General features: G+C 48.8%; 9 protein-coding genes. 1 reads left to right on the top strand and 8 read right to left on the bottom strand.

Features of this window, described 5'->3' with window-relative positions; genetic code table 11:
* Positions 1-78: 78 nt before the first annotated feature.
* The 8 genes from AWM70_RS20770 to AWM70_RS20730 all read right to left on the bottom strand — a co-directional run bounded on the left by AWM70_RS20770 (position 79) and on the right by AWM70_RS20730 (position 11407).
* Complete coding sequence (locus AWM70_RS20770; protein WP_068699646.1) at positions 79-1032, bottom strand: carbohydrate ABC transporter permease; 954 nt, start codon at positions 1030-1032, stop codon at positions 79-81.
* A gap of 27 nt (positions 1033-1059) precedes the next feature.
* Complete coding sequence (locus tag AWM70_RS20765) at positions 1060-1989, bottom strand: ABC transporter permease (protein ID WP_068699644.1); 930 nt, start codon at positions 1987-1989, stop codon at positions 1060-1062.
* Positions 1990-2174: 185 nt separating this feature from the next.
* Complete coding sequence (locus AWM70_RS20760) at positions 2175-3674, bottom strand: ABC transporter substrate-binding protein (protein WP_068699642.1); 1500 nt, start codon at positions 3672-3674, stop codon at positions 2175-2177.
* 365 nt (positions 3675-4039) lie between these two features.
* Positions 4040-5560: a response regulator transcription factor gene (locus tag AWM70_RS20755; RefSeq protein ID WP_068699640.1), complete on the bottom strand. Its 1521-nt coding sequence runs from the start codon at positions 5558-5560 to the stop codon at positions 4040-4042.
* A complete protein-coding gene (locus tag AWM70_RS20750) occupies positions 5553-7388 on the bottom strand; it encodes a sensor histidine kinase (protein WP_068699638.1) in 1836 nt (611 codons plus the stop codon). The genes AWM70_RS20755 and AWM70_RS20750 overlap by 8 nt, the downstream gene beginning before the upstream one ends.
* Before the next feature lie 59 nt (positions 7389-7447).
* Positions 7448-9844 carry a sensor domain-containing protein gene (locus tag AWM70_RS20745; RefSeq protein ID WP_083180462.1) on the bottom strand — a complete coding sequence of 799 codons (2397 nt, stop codon included), beginning with the start codon at positions 9842-9844 and terminating at the stop codon, positions 7448-7450.
* A gap of 192 nt (positions 9845-10036) precedes the next feature.
* Positions 10037-10528, bottom strand: coding sequence for a pyridoxamine 5'-phosphate oxidase family protein (locus AWM70_RS20735; RefSeq protein WP_068699634.1), 492 nt, complete (start codon positions 10526-10528; stop codon positions 10037-10039).
* A gap of 39 nt (positions 10529-10567) precedes the next feature.
* Entirely contained in the window at positions 10568-11407 is an 840-nt protein-coding gene (locus AWM70_RS20730; RefSeq protein WP_083180584.1) for a formate/nitrite transporter family protein, read from the bottom strand.
* Between the two features lie 256 nt (positions 11408-11663).
* Between AWM70_RS20730 and AWM70_RS23585 the strand changes: the two genes are divergently transcribed.
* On the top strand, positions 11664-11819 hold the full coding sequence (locus AWM70_RS23585; RefSeq protein WP_169823381.1) for a hypothetical protein: 156 nt from the start codon (positions 11664-11666) through the stop codon (positions 11817-11819).
* The last annotated feature ends 144 nt before the right edge of the window (positions 11820-11963 follow it).

Raw genomic sequence — 11963 nt, 5'->3', positions numbered from 1 at the left:
AGCCTCCCCCCTCCAATTTCTCTCTATGGTGAAGTTATGAGTTGACGTTTGTCGTATCAGCGAACATAGAAATTATCCTTATTCCTTAACCGCGCCTACAGTCAAACCTTGCACGAAATAACGCTGGAAGAACGGGTATGCAAAAATAATAGGCAGCGTTGCGAGCACAACCATCGCCATACGGGACGTATCCTGCGGGATGGAGGACAAAGCCTGCATGCTCAGCGAGCTGTTCTGCGAGTTCTGCTGCAGGAACTGGATACTGTTTTCGATCCGCATCAGCATGGACTGGAGAGGAACCAGGTTTGGATTATCGATGTACAGCAGGGCGTTAAACCAGTCGTTCCAGTAGCCAAGGGTACTGAACAATCCAATGGTTGCCAGACCCGGCAGGGACAGAGGAAGCACGATGCGCAGGAAGATGTAGAAGTCGCCCGCACCGTCGATCCGTCCGGATTCGATAATCGCTTCCGGTACGCTTGTGCTGTAAAACGTTCTGAGAATCATGATGTAGAAGGCGTTCATCGCCAGTGGAAGCACCAGCGCCCAAAGTGTATCTTTCATATGCAGCAGCTGGGATACGACCATGTAAGTCGGAATCATCCCGCCGTTAAAGAGCATGGTAACGATAGCGAAGATGGAGAAAAATCTCCGGTAGCGGAAGCTGGTCCGAGAAATAGCATACGCGTAAAGCGAGATCAGCACCAAACTGATGATGGTGCCCAGTACGGTAACCAGAATCGTCACCCCGTAGGAACGAAGCAGCGCGTCTCCGGTCTGGAAGACGAACCGGTAGGCATCAAAGCTCCATTTGGCCGGGAACAGGCGGTAGCCGTCGGTAGCCAGCGTCTTTTCATCCGTAAAGGAAATGATCAAGACGAACAAGAAAGGAAAAACGCAGATAAAGGCAAACAGCCCTGCGATAATATTCAAAACTACGTTCCAGCCGGTACTAATGTTGTGAAAATCTTTTGCTTTTCTGCGCGGAACGTCAGAAACACTCTGTGTGTTGCTTGTAGCCACTTCTGCCATGATGCTCGAGCTCCTTTCAGCTTTAAATTAGAACAAGGCGCTGTCTTTATCGATTTTGCGCACCACGAAGTTCGAAACGATAACCAGCACAAAACCTACAACGGATTGATATAAACCTGCAGCAGTACTCATACCGATTTCGCCGGTGGTTTTGAGACCGCGATAGACATAAGTGTCGATAACGTTCGTTACGGAGTACAGCGTACCCGAGTCGCGTGGAACCTGATAGAACAAACCGAAGTCTGCGTAGAAAATACGTCCGACAGCCAGCAGCGTCATGATGATGATGATCGGGGAAAGCATAGGAATCGTAATGTTGCGGATCTGCTGCCATTTGCTTGCGCCGTCAATCATGGCTGCTTCGTACAGCGATTTGTCGATGCCCAAGATGGAAGCCAGATAAACCACACTGTTGTAGCCGATGGATTTCCAAAGGCTGACGAAGATCAGGATATACGGCCAATATTTTGGATCGGAATACCATTGAACCCGCTCCATTCCAAACCAGCCCAGAATCTGATTCAGCATCCCGCGGTCCATGCTCAGGAAGCTGAACGCAAAATAGCCGACGATTACCCAAGACAGGAAGTATGGCAGGAACATGCCGGTCTGATACACTTTGGCCAACGTTTTCCCAACCAATTGCGACAAAAGGATCGCCATCGCCACAGACAAGACAAGCCCGATAAAGATAAACGCAATATTGTAGAACAAAGTATTACGGGTGATGACCCAGGCATCGGTGCCGCTGAACAGGAACTTAAAGTTCTGCCAGCCTACCCATTCGCTTTTAACGATACTGGCCCAGAAGCCTTCACGGTTAAAGCGGTACTGTTTAAATGCAACCACCGTTCCCACAAGCGGAAGGTAAGAGAAGAAAAAGAACCAGAGGGCTCCAGGCAGCACCATAAACAGCATGACTTTGTTTTTAAGGATGTTTTTAAAAAATGTAGCCACTATCGTTCCCTCCCGGATGATTATTCAGATAATGAAAAGGATCGGGCGTTTTGACCACCCGCCCGATCCTTTCCGACTAGATTTCTGTTACCTTTGTGCTTAGTGCTTCTATAATGCTGTCCTTGCTACTGAACTGCTTCAACTGCTTGCTATAGAGGGTCACACTAAGGTTAAACTGAACTTTCTTATTTGCCGTTTGCAGCTTTCCATGCGTCAAGCTGTGTTTGAGCTTCAGCCATGATTTTATCAAGGCCGGCTTCTTTAAACTTCTGGATCGCTTTTGGCAGGTATTCTTCAGGATCAACTGTACCTGTCATCAGGGAAGCCCAGAACTGTTCTTTTACGTTTTGTACGGCAGCCATTTCTGTAGCCACTTTGGTGCTGTCGAAGTTAAAGCTCAGGATTGGAGAATCTTTACCTTCAGCATTAAACTTCTTGAATTGTTCCCATTTGTCGTCTGGATCGTTAGGGTTCAAGTAAAGCAGCATGTTGTTGCCAAGAGAGTAAGAAGGCATGTCGTAGTTCTTGGACTCTGGCAGGTTCTCGATGTGTTTGTCATCGGTTTTCTTGTAGTGCGTACCTTCGATACCGGAGTCAACCATGTTGCGCAGAACCGGATCGGTATTCAGCAGGTTCAGGAATTGCATCGCTTTGTCCGGATGTTCGGAGTTAGCGGAGATTGCCATGATCGAACCTTGTACAGACGTGTTCGTGATGATCGCGTCACTTGCAGGCGTGGATACTACAGGGTATCCGTAGCTTGCGGACCAAACATTATCAGCCAGAGGCTGGGATTGCGCACGGTCCATAAACCAGTTGCCGGATGTCATCAAGTCGCTTGTGGAACCTGTTGTAGCAGCTTCTGGAGCCACATAACCCGCTTGATAATATTTGTGCATAGTAGTCAATGCAGCTTTCATCTCAGGCGTTTCAAGGATATCTACGACTTTGTAGTCCGTAGTATCCAATTTCACTGCCATAGGCAGGTTTTGGATGATGTAATCGTAAGGCACGTAAGGCACATAGTTTTTATCCATGGCAAACGGCGTTACGTTAGGTTCTTTCTCTTTGATCGTCTTCAGAAGAGGTTCGATGCTCTCCAGGGAACGAACATTGGTAATGTCCAGGTTGTACTTGTCAACCAGGTTTTTGTTGAAGCGCCATACTTCGAGCTGCGGAAGCTCTTTGTTAGCCGGAATACCGTAGTTGTGTCCGTCAACTTTGGAGCCTTCAAGGAACGCTGGGTCAATCGTGTTCTTTAGATCTTGTCCATATTGGTTAAGCAGATCGTCAAGCTGCATAAACGCGCCTTTTCTTGCGTTCTGTACATAATCAAATCCGCCGGCCGACGTGAACATGATGTCCATAGGTTCACCGGAAGCTACGTTAACCTGCATTTTTTGCGTATAGTCGCCCCAGTCAATCATTTTCATGGTGATGGTTGCGCCAATTTTCTCTTGTGTGTACTTGCTGACTTCAGCCATAACTTTATCTACGTCTTTTTGCGGTGTGCCGATCGTGTACCAGATCAGGTTAACCGGTTTTTCGGAGCTGCCGCCCGAGCCAGATGCGGAATTACCGCTGTTTGCGCTGCTGTTGTTATTGCCGCCGCAGGCACTCAGTACGAATGTCAGCGCTGTCAGCATGGCAAGCGCGATGGAAAGTCTCTTCTTACTCTTCCCCATTGTGAATCCTCCCCTTTTTAATTGCTTGGTGTACTGCAGGTTCTCTCACTCTTCCAAAGCGGTTTTGCCGGATAGGGTTATCTTTGTTTTGCTCCGGCATAGTCCTTTGTACGCATTTGGATAACCAAATGAACTACTTTAACCTTACCGGATGAAAGCATTCTCAAAAAGAAGATAAACTTAATAAATTAGGGTACAAATTAAAGGAAAACGTGTTTTTTGTAGAATTTTGTCACCGTTTTCTTAAAACGCTTACTTGAACTGTCAATTTCATGTCTGACATCAAAAAGAAAAACCTCAACCCGAAAGAGAAACCGCTCTCGTGGGAGAGCAGTGCCTTTCGAATTGAGATTTTAGTCCGATTCCTATAGCGCTTTGAAGTCCGTTGGCGAAATGCCGACATATTTCTTGAATTGTTTATAGAAATATCCGGTCTCCCAGTACCCTACGTTTCTGGCGATTTCCTGCACCTTCAGATTGGTGTGCTTGAGCTGATATTTCGCTTGTTCAACCCGGTATTTGTTGATATATTCGGCAAAGGATTCGCCCGTCTCCTTATGGAACAGCTGTCCCAGGTAAACGGGGTGGATATGATATTGGGCTCCAAGCGTCTTTAAGGAAAGCTCGTCCGCATAATGATCGTGGATATGCGCCAGCACCTGGCTGACCACCGGGTTTTTGGTGTCCTGGAGCAGGGCGTACACCGTCTCCCTCGCCACTTCCTGCAGGGCCTGAACAAGCCCGCCAAAAGCGGTGCTGCTGCGAACCTTCTCAAGTCCTCTCTTGAAGATGGCTTCTTCTTCCGTATGGCGAATCTCTTCAAGCTCCATCTTGAAGCGGACTACCAGTTCCAGCGCCCGGTTGGTCAAATCCTGTGGCCCAATGCCTCCCAATACCCGCATTTGCTCAAAATCATACGCGATTCGCTGGGCCAGTCCTTCCGCATCTCTGGCTAAAATCAGCTTTACGTATTCTGGCCATTGCAGGGTAAACTCAGAGCTTTCCCTTTCATCCTCCGCTTCCAGACCGGTGATATCCATCACCCGCCGGTCCGGATAAACCATAAAGTATTCCAGTGCCCGCTTCGCTTCCCTGTAGCTCGGAGCCGCTTCCTCCGGCCACTCGCCCACGCTTCCGATGCTGATCTGCACGGGACGTTTCAGCTCCGAGAGTTCAAAAGACAGCTCCTCAAGCAGAAGGGTGAAATCGCGTTTTCCTTCGGCCCAGCTTTCTATGGAGGCGATTAACACCAGATCACCGTCCACATCCCGGAACAAGGTCAACCCCTGTTCACCAGCCAGCCTTCTCCGGGTCCAGTCAAACACATCGATCCCGCTCTCCACCGGTCTTAATACCGCTGTGGCAATAAACGGCCGGTCCAGGAACAGACCCAACAAATCGGCCCGTTCTTCAAATTCGGCCGCCGCCATTTGTCCGGTAAGCCAGCGAAACAACGTGTTGTCTTTGATAATCTGAACGTCGAAGGCATCATACAATTCTTCCGAGCTGGTGCTGTCCAGCTTCTGGATGGTATTTCGCAGCGTAGACTCAAGCTCGTCTATGTTGATCGGCTTCAGCAGGTAATTTTCAATGCCCAGCTTCATGCCTTCCTTCAAGTAATCAAATTCGTTAAAGCCGCTGAGGATAATGACTTTTAAATTAGGGTGCAGCTTCCTTGCTTCACGGATCAGGCTGAGTCCATCCATAACCGGCATGGAGATATCTGTAATCAGTACATCGACCGGTCTGGCGCTTAGCGCTTCTAGTGCTCGCTGGCCATTCTCGGCCTGTCCGACGATCTCAAGTCCGAAAGAAGGCCAATCCAGAATATCGTATAAACCTTCGATGATAAACGGCTCATCATCGACAATAAATACTTTATACATGTTCTGCCCCCACCTCCTCACGGTTCGGATATTTTACCTGGACGGTTGTCCCTTCACCCGGCCGGCTGGTAATGCTCAGTCCATATTCAGGCCCATAGAGATATCTCAGCCGGCTGTGCACGCTGCGCAGGCCAAACATTTCCCCCGTCTCCTCAGCATTCTCCAGCACCTCTTTAATTTCATCCAGGCGCCCCGCTTCTATGCCTTTTCCATTATCCGAAATTTCGGCAATCAGCACTTCCCCTTCTGTCCAGATCCGGATCGACAAGCGGTTGTCATCACGGTCTGTCCGGATGCCATGCACGATGTAATTCTCAATTATAGGCTGCAGGGAAAGTTTTGTTACGATTTTATGGTCCAGATAGGGCTCTGGAGTAATGGAATAGTTGAATTTGTCCTTGTAGCGAATCCGGAACAATTCGAGATACAAGCGGCAGGACTCCAGCTCATCTTTGAGCGTGTAAGGAGTTTTCTGCTTTACAAGGTTCTTGAACAGCACAGACAAGCTGTAGATCATATCACCGACGTCCCGGGCTCCCTGCGAAATCGCCCTCATGCGGATAACCTCGAGCGTGTTGTATAGAAAATGGGGACTAACCCGCGCCTGAAGGGCTACCAGTTCTGTTTCTTTTTGTTTGATCTCGGCTTTATATACACGTTCAATGTATAAGTTAAGCTCATTCAACATGTCATTAAAGCTTCTGGAGATTTGTCCGAGCTCATCCTCCCGGGGGTCATCAATCCTGGCGGACAAATCGCCATTTTTCACCTTGCGGGTAAATTTAATAATTTGATTGGTCCGGTTGGCAAAGCTCATTACAAAAATGATCGGAATACAGATCGCGAACAAGATACAAAAAACGCTGATCGTAATAATCGTCTTCCTGATCCCCGAATAAGCATCAGCAACTACAGATTTGGGCATGGAACCAATGACCACGTACCCGTCATCCGCCGCAATCAGCTTGTTGATATATAAACTTTGATCCTTGTTCATCGGGATGTTATCCGGATTATCATAAAGCGCGTCCTTCATGTTGACATACGGGTATTTCTGGCCGTAATACTTGCCTTTGGAATCGTACAGCACGACATCATCGGTCGAAAGAACGACGATTTCGCCTTTCAGGCTATTCCGATATCCGGATAATGCAGAGGAGATGCTCTCGGAATCCAGAAAAACAACAAGCTGCCCCGCATTTTTTAGCGTTTGACGGTTGTTGATCGGCACCCGGACCGCATATAGAGCCGGATTGGTCTGATTTACAGCCTTTCGAATCCAATAGTTCGGGGCCGTAATATTTTTGCTCTCCATCGCCATTACATCCGGTATATACGAATGGGTTAGCTGAACCGACACTTGTTTGAACTGCTTGTTTATATTAAAGGACGTCAGAACCTGACTCTCCGAGCTGTACAGGATCAAATTTGTGAAATCGCTGTTCTCGTCCATTAAATTCTGAAGATATTGAAGCGCATCTGTCGAATCGCTTATTTCGTTATAAAACTGGTCCATCCGATGCTGGACATATTCCGAGTAATTATGCTCCATAAGATAATTAATATTGGCATACAAAGTCTCATTGCGATACATGTCCCGGACCATATTCTGAACGGCCTCATAACGCGAGGCCATGTACCGGTTCACGCTCTCCATAGCCGACTTCTGGCTATCCAGCTCCCGGTTAATGATCGCTTGGGATAAGGACTTAAACATCAGATAAGACAAGGTGATGATCGTGACAACCGCGATTCCCACAAAGATCAGGAGCATCCTCATAAAGAGGTTATTTTTAAAGTAATTCCTATAGATGTAACCGATCCTCATGCTCCATCCCCCAGACCTGTGATAGGTCTATTATAACATGATGGGGACCCGGGCCGCATTCAAGCCCTCCCGTCATCCCACTTGGACAACAGACCGGCTACCTCCGCTTCTCCAAGAGGTTTGCTGAACAAATAACCCTGAATTTTGTCACAGCCATGCGTCTTCAGAAAATGAAATTGACTCGCCGTTTCGACACCTTCCGCCACGATCTTCAATCCCAGACTATGGCCGATTAACAGGATAGCCGAAGCAAGCGAACGGCTGTCTTCATCCTGTTCAATGGGATCAACAAACTTCTTGTCCATTTTGAGCGTCGTTATCGGAAGCTCGCGCAGATAATCCAAGGACGAATATCCGGTCCCAAAATCATCCAGCGCAATCCCGATGCCCAGCTGCCTTAATTGGTCCAGCTTGGCAATCAGCTCATTTCTTTCCGAGGACTCCATGAACAGGGACTCGGTAATCTCGATCTCCAGAAACTCCGCAGGAAGGTCCACTTTCTGCAAAATATCCGCCATCGTATGGACAAACCCTTCCTGCTTCAACTGGATAACGGAAATATTGACCGATATTTTATAACCTTCATAACCGGAATTATGCAGCTTCTTCAGAAACCTGCAGGCCGTCAGAAGGACCCACTCTCCGATTGGAATAATTTGCCGGATGTCTTCAGCGATCTGAATAAACTTGTCTGGAGCCACCTGGCCCAGCTCGGGATTCTCCCACCGCAGCAAGGCCTCAAAGCCGCTGATTCTCCCCGTTGATGAATCCACCTGCGGCTGATAGACCAGTTTGAATTCATCATGGTCAAGCGCAGACAACAGCCTGGCCTCCATCTTCATCCGGCTCTGCAGCTCGAGCTGCATCGAGGCATCGTACAGGACAAAAGAGCTCTTCCCCTGCTTCTGTGCGCGATAAAGCGCCAGGTCGGCATTTTTGATCAGCTCCTCCGGACCTGAAGCCTGCAGCGGATAAAGCGCCATGCCGATACTGATCGACAGATGCAGTTCGCCTTGCCCGGCTGCAAATGGAGGCTTGAACCCGTTAATCAGCCTTCGGGCCAGAAGCTGAAGATCCGAAGGGGAGATCTCTCCGATTAACAGCATAACAAATTCATCGCCGCCAAACCGAAACAGCATAGCCTCCTTGGGCAACATGGAATTGAGGCGTTCTCCGGCTTCGCGGATTAACACGTCACCCCATTTATGGCCAAGCGAGTCATTGATGTCCTTGAAATTGTCTGTATCTATAAATAACAGGGCCGCTTGTTGATCCGGGTCTGCCAAAGTGCTCTCCAGCTTCTCCAGAAGCAGCATCCGGTTCGGCAGGCCGCTGATCGGATCATAATAAGCGAGCTTGTGTAAGTTGTCTTCGTTCTGCTGAAGCCGGGTCTGACTCTCGACCAGCAGCTCCACCTGCTGCTTGAGTTCCTCCTGCATGGCAGCAAGCTCACGGTTCATTTGTTCAAGCTCGTGGAGGCTGGCCTTGAGCTGAAGCTCATAATTTTTACGATCCGTAATATCAATAAGGGAACCTGCAAACCGGATTCTTCTGCCGCGGGAATCAAGCAGAACCTTCCCGTGGGCCTGCATCCACCTGTAATCCCCATGTGCGGTCAGCATTCGATATTCGGCATTGTAAGCAGCCTCTTCGCCGCTAAGATGACTCTGGCGTTTCTCATCAGCCTGCTCCAAGTCATCGGGATGGATCATCTTCAGAAGTTCAGCTGCGCTGTACGGCTCCTGACGTTCTTCATAACCCATTAGCTCATTCCAGCGTTTGGAGAAGGTATATTCATGAGTGTTCATATCTGATTCCCAGATAATAGCTCCCGAGCCCTCATGAGCCAGGCGGAAGCGTTCTTCTATCTTCTTGGATTCAGTCACATCTATGGCGGACAGGACATAAACGCCGGTTCCCCTGCGATTTCCCCCCAGGAGCGACAAACGGACTTGCAGAACATGTTTCTTGCCGTTAGGGGTCAGAATACGAACCTCCTCCTGAACCTCAGTAGGCTCGCCGGAGACAGCATCCTCCATCAGGTCAACAAGACCACCAAATCCGGCTTCCCGCAGTCCGGTTTGCTGCACCGGCTTTCCCATAACCTGCTCGCGAGATAATCCGGAGAGTTCGCTTGCATGACTGCTGAAATACACCGTTCCTTTTATCGGATCAACGGCCCAAACAAAGATTTGATAATGCTTGAGCGTTTCTTTAATAAAAGCCCTCGTCAGCTCGGTTTCCCTGCGAGTTTCAAATGGGGGGAATTTGATAAGGACCACAACTGCTCCCACAACGATAAAAACCAAGAGACCTATAAAACATGCAGCGACATAAGGGTTCAAATCCATATCAAGAGTTGACGGGAAGCCCCCTTGCAATCCCTCACCATTCTTCCGAACCAAAGCTGGCACGGCCTCCAGAGAAACAGCTGTCCCCCAAATCCAACTTCGCATAAATTCCTCCTAATAACTTACAAAAAAACGACATTTTTTTCGCTTTACAATCCCACTTATTATACCTTGCGGCCGTGTCGTAAATAAACCATTTTTCTTCATATGAAAATGTAGCTTTATGCTTTATGCCAATTAAAAACAGCTGCCCTCCGAAACAAGCTACCTTGTCGGGACAACAGCTGTAGGCTTCCATCAGTTCTTGAACAGCTCAGATGCCGTAATCTCCCAGCGGTTCAGGACATCCGCAGGATCATGGAGCGCGATTTGTATGCCGCTTATAATCTCCGCATATTTGGCGGAATCCTGCTTGACCTGAACCACCTCTGCTTCATATCGCTTGCGCGGATGAACACTTTCTTGAAGGTCTGGGAGCGGCTTGACCTTGAGTTTGATGTAACTCACTTTCCCCCGGTACACCACGACCAACAGCGCCTTGCCGGTCCTGGTCATGTTCCCGCTCGTAACGGTCCCCGGCCACAAGCCTAGCCTGACCGTTCGGCTGTCGCAAGACACAACTTCTCCTACACTTAACATCGCCGTATGCGGCCATCCGTCCTCCGAAACCGTTGTCAGGATCATCGCTTCTCCTATTTTATCCGCCAGCGAGCTGCCGCTCAGCAGCTGACGGACTTCAGCCGGCAGCACGGCTTCCTGTCCATCCTGCCTGCCTCCGGTTTGTGCCATGACGATTCCACTCCTCTCCTTTTGCCGTCTTTGACCACTTTATTTATGGGCTTGCTCCCTATAGCGAGGGGCCTCTGGGTCCGGCTTCTCTCCTTCTTTTCCGGCTTCGAGATAAGGCTTGTTAACGAAATAATACATATAACCCATCAGCAGGACGCCGCCGACCAGATTGCCCAATGTCACCGGGATCAGGTTGTAGACCACTCCGCCAAAAGTAAAATCCGCCGAATGATGCAGGACCAGCGCAATAGCAAACGTACACATATTGGCTATGCTGTGTTCATAACCTGAAATAAAGAAACAGAAGACGAACAGCATCATGGCGAACAGCTTGGCTCCATCCCCCTTCATGGACATGGGCAGGAAGAACGCCAGACAAACCAGCCAATTACACAGAATCGCCCGGAAGAACAGCTCGCCGACCGGCGCCTCGACCTTGTGCTGGGCCACGCTCAGCAGAAAGCCGTTCACGGATGGGGAATCAAACAAGCCGGTTAAGTGGATCAGCAGTGCAAATACGCAGGCTCCGAGAATGTTGCCCAAGTAGCTGGAGCCCCACAGCTTCAAAACCTCCGTCCATTTCAGCTTCTTCCGCAGTGCAGCATATGTGTAATAGAAGGTATTGCCGGTAAACAGATCTCCGCCGCCATATGAAATCAAAATAATTGCCGCACCGAAAGTCATGGCTGCCATCGGATAAGTGAACGGGGAATCCTTCACATAGAAAAAGTTCCCGGTCTTAAAGGCTACAATGACGCCAAAACCGATGAACATACTGGCCAGCATGGACCGGGCCAAATACCGTATCCAGCTTTGTTTGAAGATGTAATGCTTCTTCAGCGCCAATTCCTCGGCTTTTAATAACGCTTCTGTCTCCATAACCCCTCCATATCCGGCGATAACAGGCAGGCCCGGAATTCCTTTATTTTCCGTAATATAACACAATTCAAAGGGAAATAAACCCGTTCTTCCGACTTTGCTATGATCTTTACCTCTTTATACTTAAAAGGGTTGTCATTTCCCTGAGAGTTATGCCATAATAAATATCAAATGATAATGATTATCATTATTCGTGATAAGTCGCTGCAGCTGCAGCCCACCATCATCCACCCCAAGACAGAAGGAGTTTATGTACATGACCAACCGATACTCTAAATGCCTGCTTCAAGTCGATGATTATCTGGACCTCTTGAATCTGGCCAACCGGCTTGGCGATGAGAAATGGCAGAAGGAAATCAAACGTAAGCTTCGCAATCTGGATTGCGGAGTTAAAATAGAGCAGCACGCCTAACCTTGGCTTTGGAGATCAGGGAAATCCTTCAGAGCAATCACTGACATCGGTTCCCCGGCACTTACTTGAAAAGCCCGTTTCCTGCATCCCGAACATTCGGCGTGCAGGAAACGGGCTTTATTATTATCGTTCGCCGCGTTTGTC

It is taken from the genome of Paenibacillus yonginensis (assembly GCF_001685395.1).
Lineage (GTDB): Bacteria > Bacillota > Bacilli > Paenibacillales > Paenibacillaceae > Fontibacillus > Fontibacillus yonginensis.
This window is presented reverse-complemented; position numbering and strand designations above follow the sequence as displayed.

Coding starts and splice junctions, on each gene's coding strand:
- AWM70_RS20770 (WP_068699646.1), bottom strand. CDS start 1,032: ATGGCAGAAGTGGCTACAAGCAACACACAGAGTGTTTCTGACGTTCCG.
- AWM70_RS20760 (WP_068699642.1), bottom strand. CDS start 3,674: ATGGGGAAGAGTAAGAAGAGACTTTCCATCGCGCTTGCCATGCTGACA.
- AWM70_RS20755 (WP_068699640.1), bottom strand. CDS start 5,560: ATGTATAAAGTATTTATTGTCGATGATGAGCCGTTTATCATCGAAGGT.
- AWM70_RS20750 (WP_068699638.1), bottom strand. CDS start 7,388: ATGAGGATCGGTTACATCTATAGGAATTACTTTAAAAATAACCTCTTT.
- AWM70_RS20745 (WP_083180462.1), bottom strand. CDS start 9,844: ATGCGAAGTTGGATTTGGGGGACAGCTGTTTCTCTGGAGGCCGTGCCA.
- AWM70_RS20735 (WP_068699634.1), bottom strand. CDS start 10,528: ATGGCACAAACCGGAGGCAGGCAGGATGGACAGGAAGCCGTGCTGCCG.
- AWM70_RS20730 (WP_083180584.1), bottom strand. CDS start 11,407: ATGGAGACAGAAGCGTTATTAAAAGCCGAGGAATTGGCGCTGAAGAAG.
- AWM70_RS23585 (WP_169823381.1), top strand. CDS start 11,664: ATGACCAACCGATACTCTAAATGCCTGCTTCAAGTCGATGATTATCTG.